The sequence below is a fragment of the Leifsonia xyli subsp. cynodontis DSM 46306 genome, assembly GCF_000470775.1.
In the GTDB taxonomy this organism is placed as follows: domain Bacteria; phylum Actinomycetota; class Actinomycetes; order Actinomycetales; family Microbacteriaceae; genus Leifsonia; species Leifsonia cynodontis.
This window is the reverse complement of sequence record NC_022438.1, coordinates 1,127,543-1,144,051: the sequence shown is the minus strand read 5'-3', so window position 1 is coordinate 1,144,051 and position 16,509 is coordinate 1,127,543. Positions and strand designations below refer to the sequence as shown.

The 16,509-nt window shown below is 67.4% G+C and carries 14 protein-coding genes; 4 read left to right on the top strand and 10 right to left on the bottom strand.

Annotation, left to right across the window (positions count from 1 at the left end; all coding sequences use genetic code 11):
• Positions 1-12: 12 nt before the first annotated feature.
• Both O159_RS13190 and O159_RS05410 read left to right on the top strand, forming a co-directional pair.
• Complete coding sequence (locus O159_RS13190; RefSeq protein ID WP_021754742.1) at positions 13-462, top strand: DUF2746 domain-containing protein; 450 nt, start codon at positions 13-15, stop codon at positions 460-462.
• A complete protein-coding gene (locus tag O159_RS05410; RefSeq protein ID WP_021754741.1) occupies positions 459-806 on the top strand; it encodes a hypothetical protein in 348 nt (115 codons plus the stop codon). The genes O159_RS13190 and O159_RS05410 overlap by 4 nt, the downstream gene beginning before the upstream one ends.
• Positions 807-1,024: 218 nt before the next feature.
• On the opposite strand, the gene O159_RS13890 is transcribed toward O159_RS05410, so the two are convergent.
• A complete protein-coding gene (locus O159_RS13890) occupies positions 1,025-2,113 on the bottom strand; it encodes an SGNH/GDSL hydrolase family protein (RefSeq protein ID WP_236609549.1) in 1,089 nt (362 codons plus the stop codon).
• A 327-nt stretch (positions 2,114-2,440) separates the two neighbouring features.
• Between O159_RS13890 and O159_RS05400 the strand changes: the two genes are divergently transcribed.
• Positions 2,441-3,229, top strand: a complete 789-nt coding sequence (locus O159_RS05400; RefSeq protein WP_021754739.1) for a DUF3800 domain-containing protein — start codon at positions 2,441-2,443, stop codon at positions 3,227-3,229.
• Between the two features lie 267 nt (positions 3,230-3,496).
• The gene (locus O159_RS16780; protein ID WP_081689823.1) at positions 3,497-4,189 is read left to right on the top strand and encodes a DUF3800 domain-containing protein; all 693 of its coding nucleotides are present in this window, start codon (positions 3,497-3,499) and stop codon (positions 4,187-4,189) included.
• 376 nt (positions 4,190-4,565) lie between these two features.
• Here O159_RS16780 and O159_RS05395 read toward each other — a convergent pair whose 3' ends face one another.
• The 9 genes from O159_RS05395 to carA all read right to left on the bottom strand — a co-directional run bounded on the left by O159_RS05395 (position 4,566) and on the right by carA (position 16,509).
• Positions 4,566-4,823, bottom strand: coding sequence for a hypothetical protein (locus O159_RS05395; protein ID WP_021754738.1), 258 nt, complete (start codon positions 4,821-4,823; stop codon positions 4,566-4,568).
• A 478-nt stretch (positions 4,824-5,301) separates the two neighbouring features.
• On the bottom strand, positions 5,302-7,275 hold the full coding sequence (locus O159_RS05390) for a primosomal protein N' (protein ID WP_021754736.1): 1,974 nt from the start codon (positions 7,273-7,275) through the stop codon (positions 5,302-5,304).
• A gap of 2 nt (positions 7,276-7,277) precedes the next feature.
• Entirely contained in the window at positions 7,278-8,471 is a 1,194-nt protein-coding gene (gene metK / locus O159_RS05385) for a methionine adenosyltransferase (RefSeq protein ID WP_021754735.1), read from the bottom strand.
• 41 nt (positions 8,472-8,512) lie between these two features.
• Positions 8,513-9,796: a bifunctional phosphopantothenoylcysteine decarboxylase/phosphopantothenate synthase gene (locus O159_RS05380; RefSeq protein ID WP_043994053.1), complete on the bottom strand. Its 1,284-nt coding sequence runs from the start codon at positions 9,794-9,796 to the stop codon at positions 8,513-8,515.
• Between the two features lie 98 nt (positions 9,797-9,894).
• Positions 9,895-10,158 (bottom strand): DNA-directed RNA polymerase subunit omega, encoded by a 264-nt coding sequence (rpoZ, locus tag O159_RS05375; protein ID WP_011185960.1) that lies wholly within the window; start codon positions 10,156-10,158, stop codon positions 9,895-9,897.
• An 88-nt stretch (positions 10,159-10,246) separates the two neighbouring features.
• The gene (gene gmk / locus O159_RS05370; protein WP_021754733.1) at positions 10,247-11,209 is read right to left on the bottom strand and encodes a guanylate kinase; all 963 of its coding nucleotides are present in this window, start codon (positions 11,207-11,209) and stop codon (positions 10,247-10,249) included.
• Positions 11,202-12,080: an orotidine-5'-phosphate decarboxylase gene (gene pyrF, locus O159_RS05365; protein WP_021754732.1), complete on the bottom strand. Its 879-nt coding sequence runs from the start codon at positions 12,078-12,080 to the stop codon at positions 11,202-11,204. Before pyrF ends, gmk begins: the two co-directional genes overlap by 8 nt.
• Entirely contained in the window at positions 12,077-15,358 is a 3,282-nt protein-coding gene (carB, locus tag O159_RS05360) for a carbamoyl-phosphate synthase large subunit (RefSeq protein ID WP_021754731.1), read from the bottom strand. The genes pyrF and carB overlap by 4 nt, the downstream gene beginning before the upstream one ends.
• Positions 15,358-16,509, bottom strand: coding sequence for a glutamine-hydrolyzing carbamoyl-phosphate synthase small subunit (gene carA / locus O159_RS05355; protein ID WP_021754730.1), 1,152 nt, complete (start codon positions 16,507-16,509; stop codon positions 15,358-15,360). Before carA ends, carB begins: the two co-directional genes overlap by 1 nt.

The window sequence follows — 16,509 nt, the reverse complement described above, 5'->3', positions numbered from 1 at the left end:
GAGGGGAACACCATGCCCGACATTCCCATGGGGTGGGCGACGTTGATCGCCGCGGCCGTGACCGCGGCCGGTGGTATGGCCGCGATCGTGATCTCGATCGTGCTGGGCGCCCGCACCCGCCGCGCCGTGAAAAACATCGCATCCGACACCCGCGAGGTCAAAGAACAAGTCACGAACAGCCACACCACCAACCTCCGCGACGAATCCGACCACCGCCACAACGAACTCATCAGCGAGATCACAGCGGTCATCAGCGAGATCACAGCCGTCCGCGCAACCCAGGACACCCACGGAGAGCGCCTCGATGAGGTGCAACGCACCCAACGGGGCATGCAACGCGATATCGGCCGTCTCGCCGACGCCGACCAAGAACAAACCCGCACCGATCACCGCCTCAGCGAACGCCTCACCGACATCGAGAAGAACAACCCCCGACCACACCTCCCCGAAGGAGAATCATGAGCAAGCACCTCACCGCCGAGATCCCGGAGATTATTCACACCGGCCAACGGGTCCTCCGCACCATCATCCAGACAGGGATCCCCGCCTTCCTGACCTTCGCCGTGATCCTCCCGCAGGTCATCGACGCCCTCGGCCTGCCCCTCACCTCGAAGGTCTACCTGTGGCTGGTCGGCCTCGCCGGCATCGTCACCGGGATTGCCGCCGCCCTCACCCGCATCATGGCCATCCCCACCATCAACCGGTGGCTGACAACCATCGGCCTCGGCACCATCAAAAAGACCGACCCGCAAACCCCCGCCAACCCGACGCAGGACCCCACAACCACCCCACCCGCCAACCCCTAACACCCACCACCACGCCCCGGCCCACCCCTCAATTGAGGCGGTAGGCCGGGGCGGGTTTTTGTCGTGTGCCGGCGGCCCGGGCATGGGAGAAGGGGTGTCGCAATATGCGACACCCCTTCAGGGGCTTTGCATCATCACCCGGAAATCACCGATCGTTTACGGTGCCGGTTCCCGCTGTACGCCATGCCGATGCTGGCCGGCTTCTCGGGATGGACCCGTCAGTTTTTCTTTGTTGCGTATTTGAAAACATCGACGTAGTGGGCGATGCCAACGCGTGTGGGGTGGAAGGCTTCACCATTACGGTCTGGCGCGCCGAGGGCGTTGAGACCATTCACCCAATGGGGTGCAGCGCTACAAGCAGTCCGTGCCTGGCTGCGGCTGCTTGCAGGAAGGAGGGTGAAGCCATACTTTTCTGCCTCTCTCTTGATGAGACCGTTCAACTTGTCCTGAACCTGGTGAAGATACACCACATCCTCATCCGTGAAAGGCATGTCGGTTTCCTTCAAATCGCCCGTCCCGGTCGTCGTGAACGCGTAACAGCCAGCCGCCGGAGTGTTCGCCCGGTCAGGGAACAGATCCGGATAGTCGTAGGCGAACTTCCGCGCGTGCGGCGCACGCGCGCTGATCTGACCATAAAGAGCATCGAGGGCCGGTCCCACAACGTCAGTGATCCTGCGGTCCAATTCGTCGTGACCATTCTTCACGTAATCCTGACGACACGTCCTCGAACCCGTCTCTGCAACAGGACCCTTGCCGGATTCGGCAAGGCAAGAAATAATGACTCTTGAGAAGCCCAGGTCGGTGCCTCCAGCGGAGACAAGAACCATGTCGGTGGAGGAGTTCAATGCGTTAATCTGGGGTGGAATGTGGATCGTTTTGCCATCGCTGTCGGTCCTGTCCTGGCCATTGACCATGCCTCGGGCCGTTGCGCCCATGCAGGTAACATCAGTGACAGAGTAACCGGCTGCGCTGCCTACCAGACGTCCCACGCTGGAATCGGACTGGCCACACACGGCAGCGGGGCCTCCTACATCCGCGCCAACACCGTAGGCTGCAGTGAAAGAGTCCCCGATACTCACGAGACCATGCCCAGATGGGCTCACCACACGTTGCCCCGATGACACAGAACCCACACCGGCGGACGCCGACTGAACGCCGACGAGCGAGAACGTCAGACCCGCTACGACCGAGGTCACGACAGCAAGAGAACGGATTCCCCTCCGCTTCGACCGGTCCCTTCGGCCTAAGGCCAGAAACCACCACCCGAGAAAAGGGATGGCATGAGTGCCGTCTTTTACACGAGCCATAACATCACTTTTTATCAACATGGTCTACGTGTACTCCCATTGGCTGCTCTTGCGGCGCCGCCTTTTGCGCGGCCGGTGGGGCTGGTTTCCGTCATGTCGGCGCTCCGCTCTTTTCATCCCGAATGCTTACTTACAGCATAGAATGCACGCATTCTCGGGACTTTTGCGTACTATCTGCGGCGTTTCACCGAAACCCGGGCGCTTACCACCCACAACGATTCGACCACCGACAAAACAACCACCTACCCCAGGCAACCCCAACTCACACTCCGCAACATTTACCGGATAGCGCTGGATGCCGCCACGCCCCGGCCCACCCCCTTACGGGTGGGCCGGGGCGGTCTCGTATCGGTAGCGTTCGATGTTAGCGTCAGCGTCGCGTTGTACGGGAAAATAGCGGCTGTGCTTTATGCCTATGTCGATGAGTCATACATCGAGGGAGACGTTTATCTCATCGGTGTGCTTGTGCTAACCGCGCACCAGAATCGGATGCTGGGCCTCGCTCTTGATAAAATCGTTTTCGAGACCAACAAGCGGCACTCCCATGTGCCGATGGGCATCGAGTTCCACGGCCAGCAGCTCTTTCAGCGCAGCGGAGAGTGGGCATGTCTCAGACAGACGCCTCAGGTGGCCTTCAGCATCTACCGGGCCGCGGTCGGCAAGATCTGCGCCTCCGGAGGTGTGTGGATCGTCGGCGGAGTCCGACGCATTGATCGGCTCGCCCAGCGGTACACTAACCCGACGCCTCCGCACGAGATCGCACTGCAGTACGCCCTCGAGCGCGTTCATGACTACGCATCTTCGCAGGACGAGAAAGTCGTCATCACGGCAGATCAGGTGCCAGACGCGGCGCATCATCAGGCTCGAATCAACCAGTTCCAGGCCAGGGGTCGCACGCCCGGCTACAACCCTCGGGATCTCTCAACGATACTGCCCGACTTCAGGTGGGAGGACTCGCGGGCACATCGGGCGCTCCAAGCAGTCGACATGCTCACCTACGTCTACCTCCGCAAGAGGTTCGTCCAGAACGCCCATCCGCGACCGACGCGGGAAGTGGCGAAGCTCAGTGACCTCGCGCGCCCCTTCCTCCACTCGTATTACGTGTGGACACCTTAAAGCCTGGACCCCGTAAAGCACTGAGGGCCTCGCTCAGCGAGGCCCCAGGCGGATGACGTTCCTACAAGGCCCGCCATACGTGGAAAATACCACAACACGCCCAGGAAGTCGAGAATCAGCGCGCCCGCCAACCCCTAACACCCACCACGCCCCGGCCTACCCCTCAATTGAGGCGGTAGGCCGGGGCCGTTTCGGCGTTTCATTTCCGCGCTTAGATATTGCAGTAGTGCTCGGGTTTGCGCGCGCGCGGCATTCGGTGGCAGTTTGATGTCCGTGCTTCACGCTTACATCGACGAGTCAGGAGACCGGGGCCACACCCCGAAGGCGAGTGACCATTTCATTCTCTCCGCGGTTGTCGTGCGCGACTCGAACAGTGACAAAATCAACGGGCTGCTTGAGGGTCTTCGGGCGGATCTTCGGAAGCCCTCCGGGAACTACCTCACGTGGAAAAACATCCGCTCTCACACGGATCGGATGCGGATAGCGCAAGTCATAGCCGGACAACAGTGGCTCCGGGTGATCAGTGTCGTCGCATGCAAACGACATCTGCCGCCGGCCACCTTGAACCAGAGCCAGGTGTATCTATACCAGCTGAGGTTCTTGCTTGAGCGCTTATCATGGTTGGCGCGCGACGCCGGAGAAATCCTGGACTATACGATGGCGCAGATCCAATGTGAAGCTATCCGACTTACGCAAGTACGAAAACATACTGCGTCGTCTTCCTGGCTGCGAGATCTACTGGCCCGCTCTCGCAGCCGGCGGAGGAACGATCGAACAGCCTCAGCGACTGGAAGAACTGCAGCTCGCGGACTTAGTTACCTCAGCAACTGCAGCTGCGTTTCATTCCGATCACTGGGGCAACTCGGAGCCGCGCTATCTATCGACACTTGCGCCGCGGCTATATCGGCGACGGCGGAGTCCACTGACTTCCTATGGCCTCAAGATGCATCCGTGGAGTGACAGCACGAAGGCCGCGTATCCGTGGATCGCGGCCTTGTGATGCGCGTCGACCGGCATGAACCGCTCAGCGGGTGCAACTTGACAGTTGCTGACGATCACCCGCGCATCTACAGGCTACACCATCGTCTACCCAGACATTAGGCCCTACATCACATGACGTGCCGCCGGGTGACCGCACAGGCGTTCTTCAGAAGCCACACCCTTGCCCACACTCTGCCCACAAACACCCCCCTGCCCACACCCGACAAGGCTGCCACCTCGGATAAAGGGAACCGAACCTCTAATAACCTATTCCGCTCATCGGCGCTTTCGAGGGATTCATCTCGCTCGATGATCAGCTGTGCTACACCCGTGCGGACGGCTTCCTCGGCGAGCGCTAGTCCTCGTCGGGCGGGCGATTACTCCGCCAAGCGGTAACAACCTGCGTGCTGGCACCCAGGATCGCAGGGATGATGCCAGCGATCGATGCGGCCGGATAGCCCAGAACGATCAACGTCACGGCCGCAACCAGACCACCAATCGTCAGGAGCTGCGCCCCAACAGCACCGGTGACAACTCCGAAAGCCTCTGCCTTCGTGAGACGTCGAATAGCCTCACTCGTCACGGACTCGTTGTATAGCTGCTGCTCGATCATCCGCTGAGCAGTGCCCGGAACAAGCTGGTCGTAACCGGCGAGAGTTGCCGGTGAAGGAAGGGGACCCGTGTGAGAGAGGGCTATTTGGAGCCCTTGCGACCCTTCCGCTTCGCCGCCTGCATCTGGCTGTTCGACTTCTGCGCCTGGAATGCCTGCAAGCTCTCCCGCATTGCTGTCGCTCGGCTCGTGTTCCCCGTCACTCCGATGATCGCTCCATGCGCGACCCCCCGAAGTGTGGTCATCGCTAGGTTCGTCATGATGCAAGCCTATTGCCCTTTCCTGAGCAGCGGGTTTGTGTACTGCACAGCATCGCACACACAAGAACTACTGGGTACCCCCACTCGCGTGTACCCCGGTCCACCCTGCCCACACTTTGCCCACAAACACCCCGAGACCAACCGATTCCAACCGACCCCAAACGAGGTCAACCGGCCCGTCATTCCGCGGAAGCAACGGCAGCAAGCCACCATTCGGAGGGTCAGAGGATCTCCGGATCGTCGAAGCGCACGCGCAGCGACGGAGCGGGGCGGTAGCCGCCGCGTCCGGCCGGCGCCTTCCGGCGCTGCGTCGCGTTCCGCACCACCTGGCCCCGCACAGCTGCCGCGATCTCGGCTCCACGCGCGTACTCGAAGCGCAGGATGCTGCGCACCGTCTTCTCGCCCACCTCCACCGGACCGAGCACGTCGATGAGCAGACCGGGACCCACCGCGGCGACGACCGCGTCCACGGCCGCCGGAGCGCCCGTGATCGAGGCGAGCCGCACCGCGGGCGGAAAACGGAGTCCGCGCCGGTCGGCGAGCTCTTCGCGGGCGAAGTCCACCAGCCGGCCGGTCGCGAAGGCCCGCGCGAGAGCGCCGGACACCCCGACGAGCACGGTGGGCGCGCCGGGCGCGGCGAGGACGGCGGCGCTGGTCCACCAGCGAAGGCAGTCCTCGGCCACGCGCAGGCTCTCCCGGGCGAGCATCCGCTCTCCGTCGAGCAGCAGGACAGCGCGGTAGCCGCCGTCCGCGATCGGCTCGGCCCCGCGGGTGGCGACCACGAGCGCTGGGGCCGGCCCGATACGCCGCACCGGATGGTCGCCGTCCGCCAGGACGATGCGCGTACCGGGGAAGGCCCGGCCCAGCTCCTCCGCTGTGCGTCCCGAACCGGGCGTGACCATCCGGAACGCCGTGTGCTCGCAGCGCGAGCAGCTCCAGTCGGTCGCGAGCGCGCCGCACCACTGGCACGAGGGCCTCGCCCCCGCCTGTCTCTGGCCGAGCGGCCCGGTGCAGCGGGTGCAGCGCGCGGCCTGGCCACAGCTCGCGCAAGCTAGCAGCGGGGCGTAACCGGGGCGCGCCACCTGCACGAGCACGGGGCCGTGATCCAGGGCTTTCCGGGCCGCCCGCCAGGCTCCCGAGGGGATGCGCGCCGCGCGGGCGGCGGGCTCGTCCGCCTGCTGCGCCGAGGTCAGAACGACTTTCGGCGCAGACGCCCGTTCGGGAGCCGTGTCCCGAAGCCAGCCCAGCTCGACCAGCCGCTGAGCCTCGACGCTGCGGACGAGCCCGCTCACGACGAGCCCGCAGCCGGTCAGCTCCTGCCGGACGAGGGCCGCGTCCCGCGTGTGGACATAGGGCGCGAGCGGTTCCGCGTGCAGGGGGTCGCTGTCCTCCCAGACCGCGATCAGTCCCAGGTCGTCCGCGGGAGCGTACACCACCGAGCGGTTGCCGATCAGGATGCGCGGCCCGGCCAGCGCCGCCAAGAAACCGCGGTAGCGGTCGGCGTTGGCCTGTGACGCATCGGTGCGGACCACCGCCGTGGCCGGCACGATCGCAGCCAGGGCTGCCGACAGCTGCTCCAGATCGCGGTGATCGGGCACAGCCAGGATCGCCGAACGCCCTGTGCTCCAGGTCGCGGCCGCGAGCGCAGCGAGGGTGATCGCCCACTCGCCCACCCAGGTGCCGTCCGGCAGCGGGCTGAGCCGGGGCAGGGCGCGGAGGGCTAGGCGTTCGCCGCGCGCGACGGCGGTCTCCAGCGTACACTCGCCGTACCCGCGCACGCCGATCGCCGGGGGGGACGCTGCCGGGTTGCGCTCGCTCTCCGGCTGGGCAAGCCACTGCTTCTCGACGCGCACCATCCGCCCGGGAATCGCCAGGCGCAGGATGTCGCTGGCCGTCCCGGCGCTGCGGTCGGCCAGCCGCCGCGCCAGCCGCCACACCCCGGGCGTGAGCACCGGCACCGGCGAGACGACCGACTCGATCAGGCTGAGCCGACCCTCATAGGCGCCCTCGGGCCCGGCCCATTCCACGAGGTAGCCGTCGGCGACCCGTCCCGCGGTGCGAAGCGGAACGCGCACACGGACGCCGGGGAACGCCTGGGCGGCCAGTTCCTCGGGGACGAGATAGTCGAAGAAGTGGTCGAGCTGCGGGAGCGGCGAATCGAGGACGACGCGAGCGACCCGGGCGGCCGCCGGCACGGCTACAGCCCCGCGGCCGAGCGCAGGTCGTCGACGCGGTCGAGCCGCTCCCAGGTGAAGTCCGGGAGCTCGCGGCCGAAGTGGCCGTACGTCGCCGTGCGCGCGTAGATCGGACGGAGCAGGTCGAGGTCGCGCGCGATGGCGGCCGGTCGCAGATCGAAGACCTCACGGATGGCGTGGATGATGCGTTCGTCCGGAACGTGAGCGGTGCCGAAGGTCTCGACGTAGAGCCCGACCGGGGCGGCCTTGCCAATCGCGTAGGCGATCTGCACCTCGAGCCGGTCCGCGAGCCCCGCGGCGACCGCGTTCTTCGCCACCCAGCGCAGAGCGTACGCGGCCGAGCGGTCCACCTTCGACGGGTCTTTGCCGGAGAACGCGCCGCCGCCGTGACGGCTCGCGCCGCCATAGGTGTCGACGATGATCTTGCGGCCGGTGAGACCGGCGTCCCCCTTCGGCCCACCGATCTCGAAGCGGCCGGTGGGGTTGATCAGAGTGCGGATGTGCGAGGTCTCCACTCCCGCGGCATGCATGACAGGCTCGATGACCTGCTCGATCACCTCCGCTCGCAGGCGCTCGCTGGGGATGTCCCACGCGTGCTGGGTGGACAGCACGACGGTCTGCACGCTCTTCGGCACATAGCCCTCGTAGCCGATCGTGACCTGGGTCTTGCCATCCGGGCGCAGATAGCCGAGCGTGCCGTCCTTGCGCACCGCCGCAAGACGTTCGGCGAGCCGATGAGCCAGCCAGATCGGCAGCGGCATGTACTGCGGGGTCTCGGTGGTGGCGAAGCCGAACATGATGCCCTGGTCGCCCGCGCCCTGCCGGTCGAGGTCGTCCCGGCTCTGCTCGGATCGCGTCTCCAGCGCATTGTCGACGCCCTGTGCGATGTCCGGCGACTGGGCGCCGATCGAGACGGAGACACCGCACTGCGTGCCGTCGAAGCTGACATCGGAGGAGTCGTAGCCGATCTCTACGATGGTGTCCCGCACGAGCGCCGGGATCTCGACATAGCCCTTGGTGGTGACCTCACCGGCCACATGCACGAGACCGGTGGTCACGAGCGTCTCGACGGCGACACGGCTGTGCTCGTCGACGGCGAGCAGGGCATCGAGGATGCTGTCGGAGATCTGATCGCAGATCTTGTCCGGGTGGCCCTCGGTCACAGACTCGGACGTGAAGAGACGCAGATCGGCCATAGTGCTCCTGTTCGGTGCCGGCCTCTGTTCGCTGCCGGGTCTCAGACGATGACGTCGAGAATACGATCGGCCACCGACAGTTTGCTCCCGGAGGCCTCCATCACTATATCTCCGCCCCTGCGCAGAACGACGACCGCGTTGTTCTCCGTCTGGAAGCCCTGATCCCAGGCCACCTGGTTGAGCACGAGGAAGTCCGCGCCCTTGGCCGCCAGCTTGCCGCGGCCCCGTTCGATGAGAGCCGACGGGTCGGGCTCCGTCTCGGCCGCGAAGCCGACGATCACCTGCCCGTGACGCTTCTCGCGGGTGAGCCCGGCGAGGATGTCGGGATTGGCGACGAGCTCCAGCGTCAGGGTCTCCCCTGTCTCGGATTTCTTGATCTTGCTGTCGCGACTCGATGCCGGACGGTAGTCGGCCACGGCGGCCGCCATCACCACGATGTCGGCGGCACGGGCGGACTCGGTCACGGCCTCCTGCAATTCCAGCGCGGTCCGCACCGGAACGAACTCGACACCGTCCGGCGGCTCGATCTCCAGATACGCCGCGATCAGCACGACCTCCGCTCCCCGCGCCTGCGCCGCCCAGGCGAGCGCGACGCCCTGCCGGCCGCTGGAGCGGTTGCCGAAGAAGCGCACCGGGTCCAACGGCTCGCGGGTCCCGCCGGCGGTGATCACGACACGCTTGCCGCGGAGGTCCACCCCGCCGCGCGGCCGCCGCGCGGCCTCGTTCGCACGCCGGCGCTCCGAGAGCACGACGATGTCGGCCGCGAGCTCGGGGACCGCCGAGACGACCGGGCGCGGCGCGATGCCGACGGCGCGCAACGCCGTCCGGACGATGGTCTCGGTCTCCTCGAGACGGCCCGGTCCGCTCTCGCTGCCCGTCAGCGGACCGGACGCGGGACCGACGACGATCACACCGCGGTCGGTGAGCGTCGCGATGTTGGCCGCCGTCGCCGGGTTCTGCCACATCTCGGTGTGCATCGCCGGGGCGATCACGAGGGGGGCGGTGGAGGCGAGGACGGTGTTGCCGAGCAGATCGTCGGCGAGCCCCGCGGCGAGCTTGGCGATGGTGTTGGCCGTCGCCGGAGCGATCACGATGAGGTCGGCGGACTGGCCGATGGCCACATGCCGCACCTCCGCGACGCCCTCGTACAGATCGGTCGCGACGGGGTTCCTGCTGATCGCCTCCAACGTCGGCCGGCCAACGAACCGCAGCGCGGCCTCCGTCGCGACGACGTGGACGGAGTGGCCCTCGAGCACGAGCGCCCGGATCACGCCCACGGCTTTGTAGGCGGCGATGCCGCCGGTCACTCCGACGACGATGGTCAAGCGCGCGCTCACGGCGTCACCCCCTCAACGGCAGGGTCCTTCCGCGGCCATCGGCCGCGACGGCCAGGCCGTGCCCGGCGGAAGCCCCGGTGCTTGTCTTATTCGGCGGCGGCGATCGGTTTGAGAACGAGTCTGTCCTCGTTGATCTCGTGCATGGCCACCGAGAGGGGCTTGTCGTCCACCGACGAGTCCACAAGCGGTCCGACGTTGTCGAACAGGCTGCCCTCGTGCAGGTCTGCGTAGTAATCGTTGATCTGCCGAGCGCGTTTCGAGGCGAAGATCACGAGCGCGTACTTGGACTCGACTTTGGAGAGGAGGTCGTCGATGGGCGGGTCGATGATGCCGTTGGTGCTGGTGGCCATGCGGAAGGTCTCCTTGCTTGAGGCAGAACGTGCGCTGCGCGGAACGAAAGCGGCGCCGCCGGGATGCGGCACGACGAGGGCGGACAGCCTAGGCGGTTGACGGACGTACCGGCGCCGGGCGAAGCATCATCAAGTCTACGACCTCCCGGGCGGCATCGGCGACCGTGTGGTTCACAACGCGGTGGTCGAACTCGTTCTGGGCGGCCAGTTCGACCTTCGCGGTCTCCAGACGGCGCTGCTGTTCGACGGCGCCTTCGGTGCCCCGGCCGACGAGCCGGCGAACCAGCTCCTCCCAGGTCGGGGGCAGCAGGAAGATCAGGCGGGCCTCCGGCATCGACGCACGCACCTGGCGCGCGCCCTGGAGGTCGATCTCGAGGAGGACGCTCCTGCCCTCGTCCAGCGCCTTCTCGATCGGCGCCCGCGGCGTTCCGTAGCGGTAGGCGTTGTGTACGGTCGCGTGCTCGAGGAGGTCGCCGGCCGCGATCATCCGATCGAACGCGGCATCGTCGACGAAGTAGTAATTGACGCCGTCGATCTCGCCGGGACGCGGCGAGCGGGTGGTCGCGGAGACCGAGAGCAGCACCTCGGGATAGTTCTCCCGGATGTAGGCCGAGACCGTGCCCTTGCCGACAGCGGTGGGGCCCGCCAGCACCACGAGGCGATTGCGCCGCCGGACCGGTCGCTCCTCGCGCTCGATGAGGAAGTCGCGAAGCCGGAGCCGCTGGTGCCGGCCGAGCCCGCCGAGCCGCTTGGAGGGGGCGATGCCGAGCCGGCGCAGGGCGTCCTGCATCTTGGTCGTTCCGATGGCCGGGACGCTGAGCAGGAACTCGGTGACCCGGATGCGTCCCTCCACGCCCCCAGGGTCGGCCGTGGCGTGGTCGAGGACGATCAGCGGCGAGAGCTCGCGGGCGGCGATGGCGGCTTTGACGCTCGCGCGGGCGCGGCGGGCCGCGACGGCGGCGGCGCTGGCGGCCTTCCGATCCACCTCGGGCGGAGCGGGACGACGCCGGTCCGCGGACCCGGTGGCTGCCTCGGCGACGGGGTCAGGCATGCGCGGCGCGCACCTCCTCGGAGCGGCCGGCGATCGCTGCGGCGATACCGTCGGGACCGGTGGCCAGGAGCCCGCGGGACTCGCTCACGATGACCCCGGGGGCCAGCGAGCCGAACAGGCGAGGGGCGTCTGCGACCAGCGCGCCCTGGTGGCCGAAGCCCGGTGCGAGCACCGGGAACGCCGGCGCGTAGACCCGTTCGGTGTCGATTCCGAACGCGGGGAGATCGAGGGTCGCGCCGAGCACGAGGCCCACGGAGGCGAAGGGATGTGGGGGCTGCCCCTGGGTGAAGACCTGCACGTCTTCGATGATGGCACGCGCCACGGTGTACCCGGTATTCGGACCCGAGGCCACGACCGCCTGCTGGAGTGTGGCGGCCTCCGGATTCGAGGTCGCCGCCAGCACGAACAGGCCCTTTCCGGTCGCCTCGGCGAGGCGCATGGGCGCGTCGATCGAGCCGACGCCCTGGAAAGCGGCGATGGTGAGCGCGTCCGCCTCCAGCGGGGAGCCTGGGGTCAGCCACGATTCGGCGTATGCGGCCACACTCGTGCCGATGTCGCCGCGCTTCGCGTCGGCGATCACGAGCAGGCCGGCGGCCCGGGCGGCGGAGAGCACCTCCTCCAGAGCAGCGTATCCGGCGGCGCCGAACCGCTCGAAGAACGCCACCTGCGGCTTCACTGTCCCGGCACGGCCAGCGGCAGCGTCCACCACCCGCAATCCGAACTCGCGTACGCCCGAGGCCGAGTCCGGCAGGCCCCACGCTGCGAGCAGATGGGCGTGCGGATCGATCCCGACGCACAGCCGTCCGCGCGCATCGAACACCGCGGCCAGCCGGTCGCCGAAGGGGACGACGCCCCGGGCGCCCTCCGTCACCGCCGCGCTGCCCTCTGCGCCGCGTACTCCTGCAGCGAGGTCACCGCGAAGCCGTGCCGCACCGCGTCGAGCGAGGCGACAGCCGCGCTCAGCTCGGCGAGGGTCGTGAACAGCGGCTTGTCGCCCGCGACGGCCGCGGCCCGGATCTCGTAGCCGTCGGCGCGCGCAGGGCGGCCGCTCGGAGTGTTGATCACCACATCCACTTTGTCTCGCGTGATGAGGTCGACGATCGAGTCGCCGTCCGTTGTCTCGCTGTGCTTGCGGACGACGCGCGCCGCGATCCCGTTGCGGTTCAGCACCTCGGCGGTGCCCTCTGTCGCGAGGATGGCGTAGCCGAGCTGCTGCAGGCGCAGCACCGGGAGCACGATCGCGCGCTTGTCGCCGTCGGCGACCGAGACGAACACGGTGCCCTTCAGCGGCATCCCGCCGTAGGCCGCCGCCTGGCTCTTGGCGAACGCGGTCGGGAAGTCTTTGTCGATGCCCATGACCTCGCCGGTCGAACGCATCTCCGGACCGAGAACCGAGTCCACGATCTTGCCCTCGCGCGTGCGGAACCGCTTGAACGGCAGCACCGCCTCCTTGACCGCCACCGGCGAGTCCATCGGGATGATCGAGCCGTCCTGCGCCGGGAGCAGACCCTCCGCCACGAGTCCGTCGACCGTGTCCCCGACCATGATCCGGGAGGCCGCCTTGGCGAGCGGGATGCCGAGCGCCTTGGACACGAAGGGGACCGTCCGCGATGCGCGCGGGTTCGCCTCGAGCACGTAGAGCACGCCCGCACTGATCGCGAACTGCACATTGAGCAGCCCGCGCACACCGATCCCCTCGGCGATCTTCCGCGTGGCCTCGCGCACGCGGTCGATCTCACGGCGGCCGAGCGTGATCGGGGGCAGCGTGCAGCTCGAGTCTCCGGAGTGGACGCCCGCTTCTTCGATGTGCTCCATCACTCCGCCGATGTAGAGCCGCTCTCCATCAAACAGGGCGTCGACGTCGATCTCGATCGCATCGTCCAGGAAGCGGTCGACCAGCAGCGGGTGCGCAGGTCCCACGATCCCCTCACCGGCGACGCGGTCGAAGTAGGACGCGAGCGAGTCGCTGTCGTAGACGATCTCCATCCCGCGTCCGCCGAGCACGAAGCTCGGACGCACCAGCACCGGGTAACCGATCTGCTCCGCGGCGTGCAGCGCGCTCGCGTAGTCGACCGCTGTGCCGTTGCGCGGGGCGACCAGGCCCGCGTTCTCGAGGATGTCCGCGAACAGGCCGCGTTCCTCCGCCAGATCGATCGCGCTCGGGGTGGTGCCGAGGACGCGGACGCCCGCCTCCTCCAGGCCCTTCGCGAGCCCGAGCGCGGTCTGGCCGCCCAGCTGCACCACCACGCCGACCAGCTCGCCGGACTGCGACTCCGCGTGGATGACCTCCAGCACATCCTCGAGCGTGAGCGGCTCGAAGTAGAGGCGGTCGGAGGTGTCGTAGTCCGTGGAGACCGTCTCCGGGTTGCAGTTGATCATGATCGTCTCGTACCCGGCGTCGTGCAGCGCGAACGACGCATGCACACAGGAGTAGTCGAACTCGACGCCCTGGCCGATGCGGTTGGGGCCCGAGCCCAGGATGACGACCTTGCGCTTCTCGCGCGGCTCGACCTCCGTCTCCTCGTCGTAGGACGAGTAGTGGTAGGGCGTGAGCGCCGGGAACTCGCCCGCGCAAGTGTCCACGGTCTTGTAGACCGGCCGCACGCCCAGGATGTGCCGCACCTCGCGCACATCGGACTCGCCGAATCCGCGCAGCGCCCCGATCTGCGCGTCGGAGAAGCCGTGGTCCTTCGCAACGCGCAGCGTGCCGGTGTCGAGCGTCTCCGCCGCGCGGATCTGCTCGGCGACCTCGTTGAGGAGCACGATCTGGTCGATGAACCACGGGTCGATCTTGGTGGCCTCGAAGACCTGCTCGGGCGTCGCGCCGAGCCGCAGCGCCTGCTGCACATCCACGATCCGGCCATCGGTCGGCGTCGCGATGGTCTCCAGCAGCTCCTCGACGGTGCGGTCCTCGGCGCCCCAGTGGAACGACGAGCCGCGCTTCTCCAGCGACCGCAGCGCCTTCTGGAGCGCACTCGTGTAGGTGCGGCCGATCGCCATCGCCTCGCCGACAGACTTCATCGTGGTGGTCAGCGTGGGGTCGGCGGCCGGGAACTTCTCGAAGGCGAAGCGCGGGACTTTGACGACCACGTAGTCCAGCGTCGGCTCGAAGCTCGCCGGGGTGACGCCGGTAATGTCGTTCGGGATCTCGTCCAGGCGGTAGCCGATCGCGAGCTTGGCCGCGATCTTGGCGATCGGGAAGCCGGTGGCCTTGGAGGCGAGCGCGGACGAGCGGGAGACGCGCGGATTCATCTCGATGACGATCACGCGCCCGTCGGCCGGGTCCACAGCGAACTGGATGTTGCAACCGCCGGTGTCGACGCCCACGGCGCGGATGATGTCGATGCCGATATCGCGCAGCTTCTGGTACTCGCGGTCGGTCAGTGTGAGCGCGGGCGCGACCGTGATGGAGTCGCCGGTGTGGACGCCCACCGGGTCCACGTTCTCGATGGAGCAGACGACCACCGTGTTGTCCGCGGTGTCGCGCATCAGCTCCAGCTCGTACTCCTTCCAGCCGAGGATGGACTCCTCCAGCAGCACCTCGCTGGTCGGGCTCTGGTGGATGCCGTCGCCGGCGATCCGGCGCAGCTCCTCCGGGGTGTGGGCGAAGCCGGAGCCGAGGCCGCCCATCGTGAACGACGGGCGCACGACCAGCGGATAGCCGAGGTCCTCAGCGAACGCCAGCGCCTCCTCCACGGTGTGCGCGATGTGCGAGCGCGCGACATCGGCCCCCGCGGCGATGACCAGGTCCTTGAAGATCTGGCGGTCCTCGCCCTTCTGGATCGCCTCGAACTTCGCGCCGATCAGCTCGACGCCGTACTTCTCCAGCACGCCGTGCTCGTGCAGCTGCATAGCGGCGTTGAGGGCGGTCTGACCGCCGAGGGTCGGCAGGATCGCGTCGGGCCTCTCCTTGGCGATGATCGTCTCGATGACCTCCCAGGTGATCGGCTCGACGTAGGTCGCATCGGCGAAGTCGGGGTCGGTCATGATGGTCGCCGGGTTGGAGTTCACCAGGATGACGCGAACGCCCTCCTGTTTGAGCACGCGGCAGGCTTGCGTGCCGGAGTAGTCGAACTCGCAGGCCTGGCCGATGACGATGGGGCCTGAGCCGATGACCAGGACGGAGTGGATGTCGGTGCGCTTGGGCATCAGTCGGCGCCTTCCTGGGTTGCGGTGCGATCCTTGATCATGGTGAGGAACCGGTCGAACAGGTAGTTGGCGTCGTGCGGTCCCGCCGCCGCCTCTGGGTGGTATTGCACGCTGAACGCCGGGAGATCGAGGCAGTTGAGCCCCTCCACGACGTTGTCGTTGAGGCTGAAGTGGCTCACCTCGACCCGCCCGAAGCCGGCGGGCGAGTCGAAGGTGCCTTCGATCGGCGCCTCGACCGCGAACCCGTGGTTCTGCGCGGTGATCTCCACGCGGCCCGTGCGCTTGTCGAGCACCGGCTGATTGATCCCGCGGTGCCCGAACGGCAGCTTGTACGTGCCGAGGCCGAGCGCGCGGCCGAGCAGCTGGTTGCCGAAGCAGATGCCGAAGTACGGCAGACCCGCGCGCAGCGTCTCCTGGAGCAGGGCAACGTGCCGATCGGACGCCTGCGGGTCGCCGGGGCCGTTCGAGAAGAACAGCGCGGCCGGACTCAGACTCAGCACATCGCGCGCCGAGACCTGCTGCGGCAGGACGTGGACGTCGAGGCCGCGGCCCGCGAGGTTCTCCAGCGTCGACTTCTTGACGCCGAGGTCGAGCACGGCGACCGAGCCGATCCGCTCGCCCACCGCGGGCACCGTGTAGGGCTCGACCGTGGAGACCTCCGCCGAGAGGCTCCGCCCGGTCATCCGGGCTCCCTCGAGCACGAGGTCGAGCTGCTCCCCCTCGCTCAGCTCGGCGTCCTCACCCGAGAAGATGCCGGCGCGCATGGCGCCGGCCGAACGGATGTGGCGCGTCACAGCGCGCGTGTCGATGCCGCTGATGCCGACGACGCCCTCATCGATCAGGTCGTCGTCGAGGCTGCGCTGCGCGCGGAAGTTCGAGACGACGCGGCTGGGCTCGCGCACCACGAAACCGGCGACCCAGATCCGGCGGGACTCCATATCCTCGTCGTTCGCGCCGGTGTTCCCGATGTGCGGGGCCGTCATCAGCACGATCTGGCCCGCATAGGACGGGTCCGTCACGGTCTCCTGGTAGCCGGTCATCCCGGTCGCGAACACGGCCTCGCCGAACGTCCGCCCACGGGCGCCGTAGGCCCGTCCCGGATAGCGTCTGCCGTCTTCGAGGACCAGGACCGCTGGGTCGAATGCGCCCAT

Coding starts and splice junctions, on each gene's coding strand:
- metK (WP_021754735.1), bottom strand. CDS start 8,471: ATGGCCGATCTGCGTCTCTTCACGTCCGAGTCTGTGACCGAGGGCCAC.
- carA (WP_021754730.1), bottom strand. CDS start 16,509: ATGGGCGCATTCGACCCAGCGGTCCTGGTCCTCGAAGACGGCAGACGC.
- gmk (WP_021754733.1), bottom strand. CDS start 11,209: ATGCCTGACCCCGTCGCCGAGGCAGCCACCGGGTCCGCGGACCGGCGT.
- O159_RS05395 (WP_021754738.1), bottom strand. CDS start 4,823: ATGATCGAGCAGCAGCTATACAACGAGTCCGTGACGAGTGAGGCTATT.
- O159_RS05410 (WP_021754741.1), top strand. CDS start 459: ATGAGCAAGCACCTCACCGCCGAGATCCCGGAGATTATTCACACCGGC.
- O159_RS13190 (WP_021754742.1), top strand. CDS start 13: ATGCCCGACATTCCCATGGGGTGGGCGACGTTGATCGCCGCGGCCGTG.
- carB (WP_021754731.1), bottom strand. CDS start 15,358: ATGCCCAAGCGCACCGACATCCACTCCGTCCTGGTCATCGGCTCAGGC.
- O159_RS13890 (WP_236609549.1), bottom strand. CDS start 2,113: ATGGCTCGTGTAAAAGACGGCACTCATGCCATCCCTTTTCTCGGGTGG.
- rpoZ (WP_011185960.1), bottom strand. CDS start 10,158: ATGGCCACCAGCACCAACGGCATCATCGACCCGCCCATCGACGACCTC.
- O159_RS16780 (WP_081689823.1), top strand. CDS start 3,497: ATGTCCGTGCTTCACGCTTACATCGACGAGTCAGGAGACCGGGGCCAC.